Origin of the sequence: Lysobacter sp. 22409 (assembly GCF_052045105.1) — a bacterium.
GTDB classification, from domain to species: Bacteria; Pseudomonadota; Gammaproteobacteria; order Xanthomonadales; family Xanthomonadaceae; genus Lysobacter; species Lysobacter antibioticus_B.
Genome location: NZ_JBQEOE010000030.1, coordinates 55,928 through 72,351 on the forward strand (window position 1 = coordinate 55,928; position 16,424 = coordinate 72,351).

The 16,424-nt window shown below is 67.7% G+C and carries 17 protein-coding genes and 1 pseudogene; 10 read left to right on the forward strand and 8 right to left on the reverse strand.

The window, feature by feature from the left end; genetic code table 11:
- The first annotated feature begins 606 nt into the window (after positions 1-606).
- From ACTJJK_RS15500 to ACTJJK_RS15540, 9 genes are all read left to right on the forward strand, one after another.
- A complete protein-coding gene (locus tag ACTJJK_RS15500) occupies positions 607-1,002 on the forward strand; it encodes a diacylglycerol kinase (protein ID WP_057918974.1) in 396 nt (131 codons plus the stop codon).
- 116 nt (positions 1,003-1,118) lie between these two features.
- Positions 1,119-1,862 carry a TerC family protein gene (locus tag ACTJJK_RS15505; RefSeq protein WP_031373892.1) on the forward strand — a complete coding sequence of 248 codons (744 nt, stop codon included), beginning with the start codon at positions 1,119-1,121 and terminating at the stop codon, positions 1,860-1,862.
- A gap of 256 nt (positions 1,863-2,118) precedes the next feature.
- Positions 2,119-2,757 (forward strand): LemA family protein, encoded by a 639-nt coding sequence (locus ACTJJK_RS15510; protein ID WP_036149658.1) that lies wholly within the window; start codon positions 2,119-2,121, stop codon positions 2,755-2,757.
- A gap of 10 nt (positions 2,758-2,767) precedes the next feature.
- Positions 2,768-3,697 carry a TPM domain-containing protein gene (locus ACTJJK_RS15515; protein WP_440730652.1) on the forward strand — a complete coding sequence of 310 codons (930 nt, stop codon included), beginning with the start codon at positions 2,768-2,770 and terminating at the stop codon, positions 3,695-3,697.
- Positions 3,697-4,188: a TPM domain-containing protein gene (locus ACTJJK_RS15520; RefSeq protein WP_223620287.1), complete on the forward strand. Its 492-nt coding sequence runs from the start codon at positions 3,697-3,699 to the stop codon at positions 4,186-4,188. The genes ACTJJK_RS15515 and ACTJJK_RS15520 overlap by 1 nt, the downstream gene beginning before the upstream one ends.
- Positions 4,189-4,387: 199 nt before the next feature.
- The gene (gene lgt, locus ACTJJK_RS15525) at positions 4,388-5,281 is read left to right on the forward strand and encodes a prolipoprotein diacylglyceryl transferase (RefSeq protein ID WP_440730653.1); all 894 of its coding nucleotides are present in this window, start codon (positions 4,388-4,390) and stop codon (positions 5,279-5,281) included.
- A gap of 4 nt (positions 5,282-5,285) precedes the next feature.
- Positions 5,286-6,080 carry a thymidylate synthase gene (locus ACTJJK_RS15530; RefSeq protein ID WP_408950803.1) on the forward strand — a complete coding sequence of 265 codons (795 nt, stop codon included), beginning with the start codon at positions 5,286-5,288 and terminating at the stop codon, positions 6,078-6,080.
- A 96-nt stretch (positions 6,081-6,176) separates the two neighbouring features.
- Positions 6,177-6,821, forward strand: coding sequence for a hypothetical protein (locus tag ACTJJK_RS15535; RefSeq protein WP_440730654.1), 645 nt, complete (start codon positions 6,177-6,179; stop codon positions 6,819-6,821).
- Positions 6,818-7,339: a dihydrofolate reductase gene (locus ACTJJK_RS15540; protein WP_031373885.1), complete on the forward strand. Its 522-nt coding sequence runs from the start codon at positions 6,818-6,820 to the stop codon at positions 7,337-7,339. The genes ACTJJK_RS15535 and ACTJJK_RS15540 overlap by 4 nt, the downstream gene beginning before the upstream one ends.
- Before the next feature lie 193 nt (positions 7,340-7,532).
- Here the strand turns inward: ACTJJK_RS15540 and ACTJJK_RS15545 are convergent, their stop codons facing one another.
- The 7 genes and pseudogenes from ACTJJK_RS15545 to lptD form a co-directional block, all read right to left on the reverse strand.
- The gene (locus ACTJJK_RS15545) at positions 7,533-8,198 is read right to left on the reverse strand and encodes a DUF1287 domain-containing protein (RefSeq protein ID WP_081931306.1); all 666 of its coding nucleotides are present in this window, start codon (positions 8,196-8,198) and stop codon (positions 7,533-7,535) included.
- Positions 8,167-9,105: pseudogene (locus tag ACTJJK_RS15550) on the reverse strand (symmetrical bis(5'-nucleosyl)-tetraphosphatase); the annotation flags it as partial. The gene ACTJJK_RS15545 and the pseudogene ACTJJK_RS15550, both read right to left, overlap by 32 nt.
- Positions 9,106-9,118: 13 nt before the next feature.
- Positions 9,119-9,502, reverse strand: a complete 384-nt coding sequence (gene apaG / locus ACTJJK_RS15555) for a Co2+/Mg2+ efflux protein ApaG (RefSeq protein ID WP_031373882.1) — start codon at positions 9,500-9,502, stop codon at positions 9,119-9,121.
- Positions 9,503-9,795: 293 nt separating this feature from the next.
- A complete protein-coding gene (gene rsmA, locus ACTJJK_RS15560) occupies positions 9,796-10,638 on the reverse strand; it encodes a 16S rRNA (adenine(1518)-N(6)/adenine(1519)-N(6))-dimethyltransferase RsmA (protein ID WP_223620291.1) in 843 nt (280 codons plus the stop codon).
- Positions 10,635-11,627: a 4-hydroxythreonine-4-phosphate dehydrogenase PdxA gene (gene pdxA, locus ACTJJK_RS15565; RefSeq protein ID WP_031373880.1), complete on the reverse strand. Its 993-nt coding sequence runs from the start codon at positions 11,625-11,627 to the stop codon at positions 10,635-10,637. Before pdxA ends, rsmA begins: the two co-directional genes overlap by 4 nt.
- Position 11,628: 1 nt before the next feature.
- Positions 11,629-13,008 (reverse strand): peptidylprolyl isomerase, encoded by a 1,380-nt coding sequence (locus ACTJJK_RS15570; RefSeq protein WP_031373879.1) that lies wholly within the window; start codon positions 13,006-13,008, stop codon positions 11,629-11,631.
- Positions 13,005-15,551 (reverse strand): LPS assembly protein LptD, encoded by a 2,547-nt coding sequence (gene lptD, locus ACTJJK_RS15575; protein WP_031373878.1) that lies wholly within the window; start codon positions 15,549-15,551, stop codon positions 13,005-13,007. Before lptD ends, ACTJJK_RS15570 begins: the two co-directional genes overlap by 4 nt.
- Before the next feature lie 128 nt (positions 15,552-15,679).
- Between lptD and msrB the strand changes: the two genes are divergently transcribed.
- Positions 15,680-16,105 carry a peptide-methionine (R)-S-oxide reductase MsrB gene (gene msrB / locus ACTJJK_RS15580; RefSeq protein ID WP_031373877.1) on the forward strand — a complete coding sequence of 142 codons (426 nt, stop codon included), beginning with the start codon at positions 15,680-15,682 and terminating at the stop codon, positions 16,103-16,105.
- A gap of 138 nt (positions 16,106-16,243) precedes the next feature.
- Here msrB and ACTJJK_RS15585 read toward each other — a convergent pair.
- Positions 16,244-16,424 (reverse strand): hypothetical protein (locus tag ACTJJK_RS15585; protein WP_440730655.1); only part of this gene is annotated, 181 nt, incomplete at its 5' end.

The following is a 16,424-nucleotide window of genomic DNA, read 5'->3' on the forward strand; positions in this document are numbered from 1 at the left end:
GCTAAGCCCAAAAGAAAGGTAACCAAAGAAAAGGGCTCTCCTTGCAAGGGCACAGGCCACGAGTGCGATGCTGTCGCCGGAATTTTTCGATAGGACATCCTTGTCCTATCGAAAAACGGCGCACGTCCTGTGCGCCGCCCTCCGGGTCTCCATTTGACCGGTAAAGCAACAGCCACAGCTACAGCTACAACCAGAGCCACAGCTACAACCAGGACCACAACCACAACCAGAGCCACAACCAGAGCCACAACCAGAGCCACAACTAGAGCCACAACTAGAGCCACAACTAGAGCCAGAGCCTCGAAGGCCGCGGTCTGACTTCCCCTCACCCGAATCTCATCGGGCCTTACGACGGCCCTCACCCCACCCGCGCACAAGCGCCAGAGCCCGCCCGGGCCACCCAAAACCGAGATCCGGCCGCCTGCCGTCAGGGCGCCCCTGCCGGGCTTGTGGCAAAATCCCCGCCCTGTAGCGGCCGTCGGCCGCGCCCGGCCTGTCCCGGCCCCGCACGATCGAGACCCGCGTCCATGCCGACCTTCGAGCCGTCTCCGCCCGAGTGCCTCCGTCGCAATGCCGCGGTCCCCTCGTCGCAGGGAGTCCGCCTCCATGGCTGACGAATACGGGCATCTGCCTCGCGGTCCCGGACGCATCCTGAAAGCGGCGACCTGGTCGTTCCAGGGCCTGCGCGCGGCCTGGCTGCACGAGTCCTCGTTCAGGCTCGAGGTCTACCTGTTCCTGGCCCTCGCGCCAGTGGGCTGGTGGTTCGGCGAAAGCGGGGTCGAGCGGGTGCTGCTGATCGGTTCGATCCTGCTGGTGCTGAGCGTGGAATTGCTCAACTCCGCGGTCGAGGCGGTCATCGAACGCTACGGCCCGGAGTTCCACGAATTGGCCGGACGCGCCAAGGACATGGGCTCGGCGGCGGTGTTCGTGTTGCTGATGAACGTGCTGCTGACCTGGGCGGCGATTCTCGGCCCCCGGCTGTGGACTCATTTGATGGGCTGAGCGCGCCCCGGGGCCGCCCACGCCATCCGGCCGGCTTCATCGCCTGGCTTACACCGGGCCGCNGCGCCGTCTGCGGATCCGGTCCGCAGGTTTCTTCGTTATCGACATCTTGAGGTATGCCGCACGTGATTGAACTGCTGACCGATCCGCAAGTCTGGATCACCCTGATCACCCTGAGCGCGATCGAAATCGTGCTGGGCATCGACAACCTCGTCTTCATCTCGATCGCGGTCAGCAAGCTGCCCTACGAGAGCCGCGAGAAGGCGCGCAAGTTCGGCATCGCGGTGGCCTGCATCTCGCGTATCGCGCTGCTGCTGACGCTGGCCTGGCTGGCCGGCCTGACCAACGATCTGTTCACCGTATTCGGCCAGGGCATCTCGGTGCGCGACCTGGTGCTGATCCTCGGCGGCGCCTTCTTGTTGGTGAAGGGCTCGATGGAGGTCAAGGACCTGATCGTCGGCGAGGACGAATCCGAAGACGTGCACACCAAGCCGGCGGCCTCGTTCATGGCGGTCATCGCCCAGATCGCGGTCATCGACATCGTGTTCTCGCTGGACTCGGTGATCGCCGCGGTCGGCATGGCCAACCACACCCCGGTCATGGTCGCCGCGATCCTGCTCGCCGTGGCGGTGATGCTGCTGGCGTCCAAGCCGCTGGGCTACTTCATCGACCACAACCCGACCATCAAGATGCTGGCGCTGGCCTTCATCGTCCTGGTCGGCGTGTATCTGATCGCCGACGGCCTGGAAGTGCATATCCCGAAGGGCTACATCTACGGCGCAATGGGCTTCTCGGCCCTGGTGGAATGCTTGAACCTGTGGGCGAAGAAGCGCGCGAACCGGCGTCTCAGCGCCGAATAAGCGTCGAGCCGCATCGATCGAGCGAGCGCAAGGGCCGGCAAGCGATTGCCGGCCCTTCTTGTTTGTAGCCGGCAAGCGATTGCCGGCCCTTCCCGTTTGTGGCCGGCAAGCGATTACCGGCCCTTCGTGTTTGCGGCGGTGCTTATTGGGGCCGCGCTTATAGCGCCCCGGGCGGGCCGGCGTCGTCACACCGCGTCCATTGCGCCGGCCGGCAGCCGGTGCTGGAATGCGGCCGTCACCCAGTAGGAGTCGCGCCATGTTCCGAGCCTTGATCGTGCTTGCGCTGACCGCGCTGCTCAGCGGCTGCGGCTACAACACCATCCAGCAGAAGGACGAGGCGGTCACCGCGGCCTGGTCGCAGGTGCTGAACGTCTACAAGCGCCGCGCCGACCTGGTGCCGAACCTGGTCGCGACGGTGAAGGGCTACGCCAGCCACGAACAACAGGTGCTGACCCAGGTCACCGAGGCGCGCGCCAAGGTCGGCAGCATCAATGTCGACGCCAACAATCCCGAGTCGCTGAAGCAGTTCGAGCAGGCCCAGGGCGAGTTGCGCGGGGCGATCGGGCGCTTGCTGGTGGTCAGCGAGAATTACCCGCAGCTCAAGGCCGACCAGAGCTTCCTGAGCCTGCAGACCCAGCTCGAAGGCACCGAAAACCGGATCACGGTCGAGCGCCAGCGTTATATCGGCACGGTCCAGGACTACAACACCTACATCCGCCAGTTCCCGACCAACCTCACCGCGAAGCTGTTCGGCTACTCGACCAAGCCCAACTTCACCGTCGAGAACCCGGCCGAGATCCAGGAAGCGCCGAAGGTCGATTTCGGCCAGCCGGCGCCCGCAGCGCCGGCCAGCACGCCGCCTGCCGCGGCGCAGCCCGCTCCGGCGCAGGGCTGATCGCCGTCCGATGACGGCGTTCCCCGCACGCACGCGCGGGTTCGGCCACGGCACGCCCGTCGCCTGGGTCGCCGTCTGCCTGAGCGTCGTGCTATTGGCGTTCGCCGCGTTGCCGGTGCGGGCGCAGGCTTCGGCTGCGATCCCGGCGATGACCTCGCCGGTGGTCGACACCACCGGCACGCTCGACGCCGCCACCCGTTCGCAATTGGAAGCACAGGCGCGTGCGCTGCAGCAGCGCAAGGGCAGCCAGTTGCAGGTGCTGGTGGTGGCGAGCACCGCGCCGGAGGACATCGACTCGTATGCGGTGCGCGCCTACGAACAGTTCAAGCTCGGCCGCAAGGACGTCGACGACGGCGTGCTGCTGGTCGTGGCCAAGGACGACCGCCGCGTGCGTATCGAAGTCGGCTACGGCCTGGAGGGCGCGATCACCGATGCCCAGTCCGGCCGCATCATCCAGGAATACCTCGCGCCGAAATTCCGCAGCGGCGATTACGCCGGCGGCTTGGTCGACGCGACCGCCATGCTGGTCAAGCTGATCGACGGCGAACCGCTGCCGCCGCCGATGGCGCGCCAGACCCAGGACGACGGCGGCGGCGAGGAGGGCTGGGTGCTCGCCTTCTTCATCGCGATCTTCGGCGGGCAGTTCGTGCGCGCCGTGCTCGGCCGGCTGCCGGCGCTGGTGCGCGGGCTCGCGTCCGGGCTGGTCGTCGGCGGCATCGCCTGGTTGTTGTCGCTGGCCTGGTGGCTGGTCGGCCTGACGGCGTTGATCGGTTTGTTCGTCGGCCTGCTCGGCGGCAGCGGCGGGCAGTTCGTCCGCAGCGGCGGCTGGGGCGGTTACGGCGGCGGCGGTTGGGGCGGCGGTGGTGGCGGTGGTGGCGGTGGCGGCTGGTCGGGCGGCGGCGGTTCCAGCGGAGGCGGCGGCGCCTCGGGGAGTTGGTGATGCGTTGGCTCCGTCATCTGTGTGCGCCTTCGGCCCGACGGTTGTTTCCCGAAGCCAGCCTGCAACGCATCGCCGCGGCCATCGCGGCCAGCGAGTCGCGTCATCACGGCCAGATCTGCTTCGCGGTCGAGGAGCGCTTGCCGCTGCGAGAGCTGTTCGCCGGCCAGGATGCGCGCGCGGCGGCGCATGAGGCCTTCGCCCAACTGCGGGTCTGGGACACCGCCGGCAACAGCGGGGTGCTGTTGTATCTGCTGTTGGCCGACCATCGCATCGAGATCGTCGCCGATCGCGGCTATGCCTCGCGGGTCGGCCATGAGCGCTGGCAGGCGGTCTGCGACGACATCCAGCAGGCCTTGAGCGCCGGGGATGCCGAGGCCGCGGTGCTCGGCGGCATCGCCGCCTTGTCGGACATCGTCGCCGAACAGTTCCCGCGCGCGCGCGGCGCGCTCGACGACGGCAACGAATTGCCGGATCGCCCGGTCCTGCTGTAAGCGGGCCGATCGGCGTCGGCGGGCTCCAGGGTCGGCCGGGCCTTGCCCATCGGGGCCAATGCGCGAGTTTGCCGCAATGGGCCGGATCGCTTCCGGAACACTGTGTCCGTGCCGATTCGGGGGCCTCGGCGGCGCCCCTGGTACAGGCCGCGTGGGGCACAATACGGCGGTCATCGTCCCTCAAGAATCGTCACGCCGCATGACCATCCTGCACCAGATCGACCCGATCGCGATCTCTCTAGGCCCGCTGCAAGTCCACTGGTACGGGATCATGTATCTGCTCGGTTTCGTCACCGCCTGGTGGCTCGGGCGGCGCCGGATCCGTGACGGCCGCCTGCCCGGCGTCGGCGAGCAGGCCTACGGCGACCTGCTGTTCTACGCCATGCTCGGCGTGGTCCTCGGCGGCCGCATCGGCTACGTGGTCTTCTACAACTTCGCCGAACTGCTCAAGGACCCCTTGATGCTGTTCCGCATCTGGGAAGGCGGCATGAGCTTCCACGGCGGCCTGCTCGGGGTGATGGCCGCGGCCCTGTGGTGGTCGCACCGCCAACGCACGCATTTCTTCGACGTGATGGATTTCGTCGCGCCGCTGGTGCCGCCCGGTCTCGGTTTCGGCCGCCTCGGCAACTACATCGGCGGCGAGTTGTGGGGCAAGACCACCGATGCCGGCTGGGGCGTGATCTTCCCGCGCGCGCCGGAATTTGCCGGCTGGACCGCCGAGCAATTGCAGACCCAATTCGCCGGCGGCGGTCTCGACCGTTTCGCCCGTCATCCTTCGCAGCTCTATCAAGCGCTGCTCGAAGGCCTGGTGATGTTCGTCGCGTTGTGGTGGTTCTCGAGCAAGCCGCGTCCGCGCTATGCGGTGTCGGGCCTGTTCGCGCTGCTGTACGGCTGCTTCCGTTTCCTGGTCGAGTTCGTGCGCGTGCCCGATGCGCAGATCGGCGAACACGGCTACCTCGCGTTCGGCTGGCTGACCATGGGCCAGGTGTTGAGCGTGCCGCTGATCCTGCTCGGCCTGTTCTGGCTGTGGCTGTCGACGCGCTCGCCGACCCTGCAACCGCAGCCGCTCGCGGCCGAACCGGCGAAGGGCTGAGACCATGCAGCAATACCTCGATCTCCTGCGTCACGTGCTGGAACACGGCACCGAGAAATCCGACCGCACCGGCACCGGCACGCGCAGCGTGTTCGGCTGGCAACTGCGTTTCGATTTGAACGCCGGCTTCCCGCTGGTCACCACTAAGAAACTGCACCTGCGCTCGATCGTCCATGAGCTGCTGTGGTTCCTCAAGGGCGAGACCAACACCGCCTACCTGAAAGAGCACAAGGTAAGCATCTGGGACGAGTGGGCCGATGCCGACGGCGAGCTCGGCCCGGTCTACGGCAAGCAGTGGCGGCGTTGGGCCGGCGCGCAAGGCGTCGAGATCGACCAGATCCGCTGGGTCGTCGACGAGATCAAGCGCAATCCCGATTCGCGCCGTTTGATCGTCAGCGCCTGGAACGTCGCCGACCTGCCGCAGATGGCGCTCATGCCTTGCCACGCCCTGTTCCAGTTCTACGTCGCCGACGGCAAGCTCAGCTGCCAGCTGTACCAGCGCAGCGGCGACATCTTCCTCGGCGTGCCGTTCAACATCGCCAGCTATGCGCTGCTGACCCACATGGTCGCGCAGGTCTGCGGCCTGGGCGTCGGCGATTTCGTCCACACCCTCGGCGACGCGCACCTGTATTCGAACCACTACGAGCAGGCGCGCGAACAGCTTTCGCGCACGCCGCGCGCGTTGCCGAAGTTGAAGCTCAATCCCGAGATCGAGGACGTCTTCGGCTTCAGTTACGACGACATCGCCATCGAAGGCTACGACCCGCTGCCGGCGATCAAGGCGCCGGTCGCGGTCTGAGCGAGCGGCTTGCACGACTGTGCTAGACGCGGTTTGAACGCGCGCCGGATTAGTGTGACCGCTTCCGGCGCCGCCGTTGGCGCCGCAGGAGCGATCATGCTGCGACCTTCCATTGCTGGCCCGTGCCTGGCCCTGTCGATCGCGCTTGCTGCGAGCGCATGCGGGACGACGAGCGAGCGCGCCGATCGTCGGCCGGCCGCGGCGCCGGTTGCGCCGGCTACGGCCGACGACACGGCTCGCAGCGATGCGGCCGCCGCCGCGTTCTATCGCGCTCATCTGCGCGGTTATGGCGAAGACGGTGCGCCGGCCATGTCCGGCTTCGCCTCGGGCCTGCCGCGCGGTGCGCGCCTGGCCGCCTACCGGCCGCTGTTGACTCGCGCCTTGTGGCAACGCCTGGAGCGTGCGCAACGCGCACAAACCGCGTTCATTGCCGCGCATCCGGACCTGAAGCCGCCTCTGATCGAAGGCGATGTATTCAGCAGTGCGGCGCAGGACGAAATGATTCTTTCGTTCGCGCTGGGCCGGCGCACCGCTATGAGCGTCGACGCCGAGCGTGTGCAGATCCTGCTGACCGGCAGCGACTTGCCCGAGGGGCAGGGCCCCGGGCGGCAGTGGCGCGACGATGCGCTGATGCGGCGCGAGGACGGGGTGTGGAAACTCGACGATATCGAGTTCGACACCGCCGATGGCTCCACGCCGCGTACTCGCTTATCGAAGATTCTCGACGAGGCTTTGCAATGACCGCATCGGCAACTCCGCGCCTGAGCCTGATCGCCGCACTCGACCGCAACCACGCCATCGGCCGCGACAATGCCTTGCCGTGGCGTCTTTCCGACGACCTCAAACGCTTCAAGGCGCTGACTCTCGGCAAGCCGCTGCTGATGGGGCGCAAGACCGCGCAGTCGCTGGGACGCGCGTTGCCGGGCCGGCGCAACCTGGTGCTGACCCGCTCGAACGAGGTGCCGTTCGCCGGCATGGAAGCGGTGGGCTCGGTCGAACAGGCGCTGGAACTGGCGCAGGGCGACGGCGCCGCCGAGTTGTGCGTGATCGGCGGCGGCGAGGTCTATGCGCTGTGCCTGGCCGCGGCCACGCGTTTGCATTTGACCCGGGTCGATACCGAAGTCGAAGGCGCCGATGCCTTCTTCCCGCGCTTCGATGCCGCCGAATGGCGCGTGATTTCGCGCGAGGCGCATGCAGCCGATGAGCGCAACGAGTTCGCGTTCGAGTTCGTCGATTACCTGCGCTTGGGAATGGATTGACGGGCGAGTCCGTCGTGAAGGCTCTGCCCGGGTGAATCCGGCGGCTTTGGATCCCCGCCTTCGCGGGGATGACGGCAAGGAAGAGACTTGCGAGAACGAGGCATAGGCCTGACGGCGCTTAAGCTTGGAGCCGCCGTCGCGCGGGTTCTGCAGGGATGAGTCCGGTGGGTCCCCGCCTTCGTGGGGATGACGGCTATCGGCGCGCCACGCTCGCGCTGCCGCGGTCCAACTTCGGCCGATAGTGGCCGGTGATGGTGTAGTCGAACAGCAGGTCGTCTTCCTGGGTGCCGCGGGCGATGTTGTGCAGGATCAGCGGCCGGCCCCGATAGGATTTGCGGTCGGAGACGATGCCGATGTGCGGCACGCCGCGGCCGAGGTCCCAGGTGACCAGATCGCCGGGGCGATAGTCGGCGGCGCGATCGCTGACCGGCAGCGACCAGGCCTGGCGCTCGAACCAGCGGCGCAGGTTCGGCACGCGGCGGTGATCGATGCTGCGATCGGTCGCGCTTGCGCGCCAGTTCGAGGGATAGGCGGCGAAGTTCGCGCGCATGTCTTCGTGCACGGCCTGCTGCAGATCGAGCCCCTGGGTGCGCAGAGCGCGGATCACCACGTCGGTACAGACCCCGCGATCGGCGGCGACATCGCCGCCGGGATAGGACAAACGCACATAGGCCGGGTCGTAGAGACGGGTCACGCCGATCTGCGCGCGCGCGGCGACGACCAACGGCGGCGACGCCGCGACATCGCGCGATGAGGCCGCCGGTTGTATAGCAGACGGCGCGCCCGATGAGGCCGGTTGCTGCGGTGCGCGCGAACAGGCGGCGCAGGCGGCGGCGACCGCGAGGGCCGCGATCTTCAGCAGTGGCCGCGACCGTCCCTGGCGCACCGGCTTACTTCGGCTGCCCTTGCGGCGGGCGCGGCGGACGCGGCCGCGGCGGGTTGGCCGGCACGTCGCGACCGGGCACCTGCACCAGTCGCAACTCGTCGGTGTCGAGTTGCAGCGCGGTGAGTTTGCCGCCCCAGACCGCGCCGGTGTCGATCGCGTGCACGCCGTGGCCGATGAAGAGGCCGAGGGTCGACCAGTGCCCGCAGACGATCTTGAGGTCGCGCTCGGCGCGGCCCGGCACTTCGTACCAGGGGTAGAGGCCGACCGGCTGGGTGCCCGGGCTGCCCTTGTCCTCGAAGGCGATGCGGCCGCGCGGCGTGCAATAACGCAGGCGGGTGAAGATGTTGATGATCGCGCGATGGCGGTCGATGCCGGCCAGCTTGGGATTCCAGGCCGGGCGATCGCCGTACATGTTCTTGAGCAGGCGCCGGTACTGGTCGCCGTGCAGGCGCTCCTCGACCTCGCGCGCATGGCGCTCGGCCATGGTCGTGGTCCACTTCGGCGCCAGACCGGCATGCACCATCATCCAGCCGAGCTTGCGGTCGACCTGGACCAGCTTCTGCATGCGTAGCCAGCCGAGCAGTTCGTTGCGGTCCTCGGCCAGGACGATGCGCTGCAGGTCGGGGTTGACCTTGCGCTGCTCTTCCTCGGTGCGCTCGCCGATCGCGAGCAGCGACAGGTCGTGGTTGCCGAGCACGACGATGCTGTTCTGGCGCAACGAATGCACCAGGCGCAGAGTCTCCAGCGACTGCCCGCCGCGGTTGACCAGATCGCCGCAGAACCACAGCGTGTCGCGCGCCGGATCGAAGGCGATCCGTTCCAGCAAGCGCTGGGTCGCGTCGTAACAGCCCTGGAGGTCGCCTATTGCCCAAACGCTCATACGTGGTCCGCGCTCAATGCAGGGTGCGCGGGATGGTGAGCGTGAACGGCGGAATCTGCGCGTCGAAGCGGGTGCCGTCGTCGGCGACCATCGCGTAACTGCCTTCCATCGTTCCCAAGCTGGTTTCCAGCACGGCGCCCGAGGTGTACTCGTAGTCGTCGCCCGGACGCAACCACGGTTGTTCGCCCACCACGCCTTCGCCGCGCACTTCCTGCACCTTGCCGTTCGCGTCGGTGATGACCCAGTGGCGCGACATCAGGCGCGCGGGAATCTTGCCGGCGTTGCGGATATGGATGGTGTAGGCAAAGACGTAGCGGTCCTGCTCCGGTTCGGACTGGTCGTCCAGGTAGCGGGTCGCCACATCGATGTCGAAAGCATAGTCGTGGTGGTGTTCCATGGCGGCAGTTTAAGCAAAGCGGGCATGAAGCGGGAATGAGTCGTGAAAATAACGACATTCGGCCGAAATCGTGGGCCGCCCCGCCGGTCGTGATAATCGGTGAGCGGCCTGCGTGGACGCCGCGAAAGCCGAGATGCGCCGCCGGACCGCGGTCCGCAGTCGGCACAAAACCTGCATCGACGCTCGGCCGCGATGGCGGCGCTTCGGGCGCGTCGCATGCACGGCGGCGCATCGTCGCGGCCAGGACCGCAAGGTACGAACGCACCGCGGACCGCAGGCCCGCGGCGCAGGCGCTAATTCTTGCCGGGCTCGGCCAGGACCGCGCCGCTGGCGGCGAGCGCATTGGCCAGGCGCACGAAATCGGCGACTTCGATCTGCTCGGCGCGCGCGTCCGGACGCAGCCCGGCGGCCTCGATCGCGGCGCCGTCGCAGACCTGCGAGAGCGCGTTGCGCAGGGTCTTGCGGCGCTGGCCGAAGGCATCGCGGACCACGCGCGCGAACAGGGCGTGGTCGACGATGCCGATCTTGTCGGGCGCATGCGGAATCATCCGCACCACGGCCGAATCGACCTTCGGCGGCGGACGAAATGCGCCCGGCGGCACATCGAACAGGGCGATCACTTGGCAGTAGGCCTGCAGCATGACGCTGAGGCGGCCGAAGACCTTGCTGCCGGGGCCGGCGGCCATGCGGTCGACCACTTCCTTCTGCAGCATGAAGTGCATGTCGCGGATCACCGCGGCATGGTCGAGGGCATGGAACAGGATCGGCGAGGACAGGTTGTAGGGCAGGTTGCCGACCAGGCGGATCTTGTCCTCGTTGGCCAGCGCGGTGAAATCCACGGTCAGCACATCGCGGTGGATCACTTCCAGGGTGCCGTGGGCGCGTGCGCCGTCGGTCAGCGGGAAGATCAGGTCGCGGTCGAACTCGATCACGGTCAGTTCGCCGTGGCGGTCGAGCAAGGGGAAGGTGATCGCGCCCTGGCCCGGGCCGATCTCGACCAGATGGTCGCCGGGCTTGGGGTCCACCGCCTGCACGATCATGGCGATGATGCCGCCGTCGTGCAGGAAGTGCTGGCCCAGGTGTTTCTTGGCCTCGGGCTTGAAACCCTTGGCATGCGATCTGGCCGTGCCGGTCATGGCGTGCCTCCGGACGTGCTGCGGCGGGTGCGCGCGATGCGCGCGCAGGTTTCGGCGGCGGCGATCAGGCTGGACGGATCGGCCAGGCCGCGGCCGGCGAGGTCGAGCGCGGTGCCATGATCGACCGCGACGCGCGGATAGGGTAGTCCTAGGGTCATGTTCACCGCACGCTCGAAGCCGCTGTACTTGAGCACCGGCAGGCCCTGGTCGTGGTACATCGCCAGCACCGCGTCGAAACCGCGCAGCTTGGCCGGCAGGAAGGCGGTGTCGGCCGGCAGCGGGCCGACCAGGTCGAGGCCCTGGGCGCGCAGCGCGGCCAGCACCGGCTCGATGACCTCGATTTCCTCGCGGCCCATGTGGCCGGCCTCGCCCGCATGCGGGTTGAGGCCGAGCACGGCGATCACCGGCTCGGCGATGCCGAAGTCCTGGCGCAGCGCCGTCTCGATGATGCGCAGGGTGCGGGCCAGCGAGATCGGTTCGATCGCGTCGGCGACCGCGCGCAGCGGCAAATGGGTGGTGGCCAGGCCGACCCGGACGATGTCGTTGGCCAGCAGCATCACCACCTCGCAGCCGGCCTGTTCGGCGAGCAGCTCGGTGGTACCGCTGTAGGCGATGCCGCCCTCGTTGATGACCGCCTTGTGCACCGGGCCGGTGACCAGGCCGTCGAATTCGCCGCGCAGGCAGCCCTCGGCGCCGGCGCGCAACGCGCCGATCACCGCCGCGGCATTGCGCGGGTCGGGTTGGCCGAAGGCGGGGACGACGGCGTTGGGGATTTCGACCAGGGCCAGCTCGCCGGGAGCCCGCGAAGGGCGGTCCGGCGGCAGCAGGGTCAGGGGCAGGCCGAGTGCGTCGGCGGCGGCGCGCAGGCTGCGCGCATCGGCGAAGGCGACCAGGTCGTAGTCGCGCGCCTGCTGGATCAGCCGCAGGCAGAGCTCCGGCCCGACGCCGGCCGGCTCGCCCGGCACCAGCGCGAGCCGGGGCAGGGTCACGTCAGCCGCCGGACGCGGCCGGCTTGGCCGGTTCCGCCGGCGCGGTGGTCTCTTCGGCGCCCTTGCCGACGCGGAAGTCGACGAAGGCTTCGCCGCGCTTCTCGCGCAGGTAGCGGTTCCATTCTTCCTCGAGCTTGCGACGGCCGATGGTCTCCTGGACCTGGGCGCGCTTGCTCTGGTCGGCGACGTCGCTCTGGCGGCTGCCGATGCGCTGGACGATGTGGTAACCGGCCTGGCTGTGGATCGGCTGCGAGATTTCGTTGTCGGCCAGTGCCGCGACGGCGCCGCCGAACTCGGGGCCGAACTCGTCCTGGGTGAACCAGCCCAGGTCGCCGCCCTTGGCCTGCGAGGTCAGGTCTTCCGAGCTTTCCTTGACCACGTCCTCGAACTTGGCGCCGCCGGCGATGCGGGCGCGCAGGGTCTCGGCCTTGGCCTTGGCCTGCGCTTCGCTGACGGTGTCGCTGATGCGGACCAGGATGTGGCGGGCATGGAACTGGGTGACCAGCTTCGGACCGGACTGCGAGGCGTCGCGCACTTCGACCAGCTTGAGCAACTGGAAGCCGCTCGGGCCGCGGATCGGGGCGGTGACCTGGCCGGCGCTCATGTTGCGCATCAGCTCGCCGAACGCGGCCGGGATTTCGTCCAGGCTGCGCCAGCCCAAATCGCCGCCTTCCAGCGCGTTGGGGCTGTCGGAATAGCGCACGGCGGCGGCGTTGAAGTCCATCTCGCCCTTGTCGATCAGCGTCTTCACGCCCTCGACCTTCTTCTGTGCGGTCGCGATCTGCTCGGGCGTGGCGCCTTCGGGCAGGGCGATCAGGATGTGGGCAAGGTGGTACTGGGTGCCGGTGTTGGCCTGCGCGGCCAGGGCGGCGTCGATCTCGGCGTCGCTGACCGAAATGCGGGTCTGGGCGAAGCGCTGGCGCAGGCGCTGGACCAGCAGTTCGTCGCGGATCGAGCTGCGGAAATCGTTGTAGGAACTGCCGTCGCGGGCCAGCTGCTGGCGCAGTTGGTCGACGCTGATCTTGTTCGAGTTGGCGATGCCGCCGATGGCCTGGTCGATTTCCTGATCGGTCACCCGCACGCCGGTGCCCTGGGCCTGGGCGACCTGGATCTTGAGCAGGATCAGGCGCTCGAGCACCTGGCGCTCAAGCACGTCGCGCGGCGGCAGCTGGTCGCTGCGGCCGGCGTACTGATTCATGATGTTGGCGATCGCGCGGTCGAGTTCGGTCTTGAGGATCACGTCCTCGTCGACCACGGCCGCGATGCGGTCGATCGGCTGCAGATCCTGAGCCCGGACGTTCCCGCCGAACAGCAGGCCGGCGGCCAGCAGACTTGCCAAAACCGGGCTCGCCAGGAGCGGGCTCGCGAAGAATTTGTTCATAGGGTCGGGTCGAGAGTCGATTCGGCGTCGTTGCCGCGATTTTGGCGGCTGACCGTGGGAGACGGCGGCGCCAGATACAGGTCGTCGCGGTTATAACCGAGAATAGCACGGCGCAAAACGCGCTCCGTGTTCTGGCCGGCGGAGCCTAGGCCCTTGAGCTCGAACTCCACCTGAAGCGAGCTGTTGAGGTCTTCGGAACGGTTGCGCTGGTAGCGGCGGGCGATCAGGCGGACCGCCAGGCAGCAGCTTTCCCACTGCACGCCGGCGATCTGTTCGAGCGCGCGCTTGTCCTTGATCGAGTAGTAGTAGCGGCCGACCACGCTCCAGTTGTCGTTGATCGGATACAGGAACGAGAAGTCGGCCTGCTCGAACAGGTCGCGCCTGTCCTTCGGCGCGGTCGGCGCCACCGACAGGTCGCGGCGGTAGCGATAACCGAAATTGACCACGCCGTTGTTGCCGAACAGGTAGCGAGCCCGCAGGCTGGCGAGATCCTCGCTGCGCAGCTTGGGATCCCACTGGTAGGTCGCGTTGATCGTCCAGCGGTCGCTCGGCGACACGCTGACGTCGGCGACCCAGGCCGACTTGCCCTGCTTGATCGGGGTTTCGGCGCCGGCGACGACGCGGATGTCGTCGAAATACTGGATCTGGCCGATGCTCGCCGCCAACCGCTCGCGGCCGTCGTCCTGGCTGATCAGGCGCGTGGTCAGGGCGGTGGTGAGCTGGTTGGCGTCGGTCTGGCGGTCGGCGCCGGTGTAGCGGTTGTCGCGGAACAGCGCGCCCCAGCTGAACGACATCGGGTTGGTGTCGAACAGCGGCATGCCGGCCTGGTCGCGATACGGCGCGCGCAGATAGAAGACGCGCGGCTCCAGGGTGTGCAGGTAGTGGTCGCCGCGGATCTCGGTCTCGCGATCGAAGTACATGCCGGCGTCGATCGAGGTGATCGGCAGGCTGCGGCTCGGCGACTTGTCGTAGAAGCTGCGCACCAGCGCCGGCGTGTTGGGCACCGTCGGGTTGGCGGCGACGAAGGCCGCGGCCTGCTGCTCGGCCATCTGCTGGGCCATGCCGCGCTCCAGCTCATAGGCGGTGTAGCGCCAGGCCAGCTTGGGGCGGATGAACCAGCTCGCGCCCTCGAGCGGGAAGCTGACGTAGGGCTTGACGTCGAAACGGCTGCCGCCGGGCATGTCGCGGCGCAGGCCGATCGGTGCGTTCGGATCGCCCGGGGTGAACTTGACGTCTTCGTGCTGGAAACGCACCGCTTCGGTGTCGACGCCGGCCTCGACCCACTTGCCGAACGGCTGCGCCCAATGGAAGGTCGCGCGCGGCAGGCGGTCGTAGGCCAGCGAGTTTTCCTGCAGGGTGAAGTCGGCCAGTTGGTTGTGGTCGGCGATCAGGCTTGCGTCCCAATAGCGGCCACGGCCGTATAGGCCGACCTCGCTGCGCAGCGAGATCGCCGACTGGCCGTACAGACTGTTGCTGAAATCCTGCAGGTAGTACTTATCGCTGACCCAGGCCAGATTGGCGGCGGCGTACCAGGTGCCGTCGAGGCGATGGGTGGTCTTCAGCGCGAACTCGCCGCGGTTCTTCTCCGGCATGCGGTCGCGCGGGATCTGCACCGGCGGGTCGCGACGGTAATCGGTGTAGCGGCCCGGGTCGTTGCCGGCCAGGTCGTCGTTCGGCATCCAGTTGCCCGAAACCTCGCCGGAACCGCTGCCGTACAGCCAGCGGAACTCGCCGCCCATGGCCAGGCCGCGCTTGCTCATGTAGCGCGGATACAGGGTGGCGTCGTAGTTCGGCGCCAGGTTGAGGTAGATCGGCTGGCGCCAGTCGAAGCCGTTCTTGCCCGACAGGCCGATGTTCGGATACAGCAGGCCGGTGCGGCGGCGGTCGTCGACCGGGAACACGAACCACGGCACGTACAGCACCGGCACCTTGCCGATGCGCAGGGTGGCGTTGCGCGCCACGCCCATGCCTTCGGCGGTGTCGATGTCGATGCGGTGGGCGCGCAGCTCCCAGGAGCGCTGGTTCGGCGCGCAGGTCGAATAGGTCGAACCGTGCAGGGCGCCCTTGGGGCCGTTGAGCTCGATGCGCTCGGCGCCGCCGTTGCCGCGGCGCGCGGTCAATTGGTACTCGACGTCGTCGATGCGGTGCTGGTCGGCGTTCTGGTCGCCCTCGGCGCGCTCGGCGACCAGGCGCATGCTCGAATCCTGGTAACGGACATGGCCTTCGGCCGTGTACTTGCCCGATTCCTGGTTGTAGCTGAGCTTGTCGGTGCCCAGGAACTGGTCGCCGCGGCTCAAGCGCACATTGTCCTGGACGACGATGTTGTCGTCGGTCCCGGCCCGTTGCAGGGTGCCGCCGTCGATATCGGTCGGCTGCTCGGCGCGCTGTTCGGCGGTGCCGGTCGGGGTCGGGGCGTCGTCGAAGGACGGCACGGCGTCGATCAGCGGACACAGGCCCCAATTCTCGTTGTCGTCCGCCGCATAAGCGGGCAGGGCGATGGCGATGCACAGCGACAACGGGAGCAGGCGAAGGGGTTTGCGCACGCGAGCATCCGGTGGACGGAAAAACGGTCGTTAGCTTGCCGTATCCCTTGCAAGCGGGCAACGCGGGCGCCATCTAAGCGGCATCGGCGTTCATTTTCCCGGAACGCGACCGCCCCATCGGAGGAGTCATGAGCCAGCTTCCCAGTCCCCCCCCGGCATCGGTCGAGAAGAGCGAAGCTGAATGGCGCGAGCAGTTATCCCCGGAGCAATACGCCGTCTGCCGTTGCTCGGCGACCGAGCGGGCCTTCACCGGGCGGTTCTGGAACCACAAGGAAGCCGGCACCTACACCTGCGCCGCCTGCGGCGAGGCTCTGTTCTCCTCGCAGGCCAAGTACGACTCCGGCAGCGGGTGGCCGAGCTACTGGCAGCCCTTGCGGCCCGAAGCGGTGGCCGAGGTGGCCGACGAGAGTCACGGAATGCGCCGGGTCGAGGTCAAATGCGCGCGCTGCCAATCGCACCTGGGACATGTGTTCCCGGACGGCCCGCGGCCGACCGGTTTGCGTTATTGCATCAACTCGGCCGCCCTGGGGTTCGAGGCGGAGCCGGTAGGCTGAGGCCTGGTCCGGTGGTCCGGTAACTCTCTGTAGGAGCGGCGTAAGCCGCGACCGTGAGTCCCAAGCCGGTGCGACCCTGCCCGTGGAGGCCGATGCGTCCGTGACCGTGGCCGGGCCCTGGCTGTTGCTGTGCGCAGCTCAGCACTCGCGAAGGCAATCGAAGACCCGAAGGGCGGCCCGCAGGGATGCGGGCCGTTTTTCATCGGGACAGGGATGTCCCGTATGAAAAATCCCTGCGTATGCATCGCTCGTGCGGGCCCTTGATTCAAAGAAAAGCATTTTTCTTTGGTTACCTTTCTTTTGTTGCTTATGACAAAAG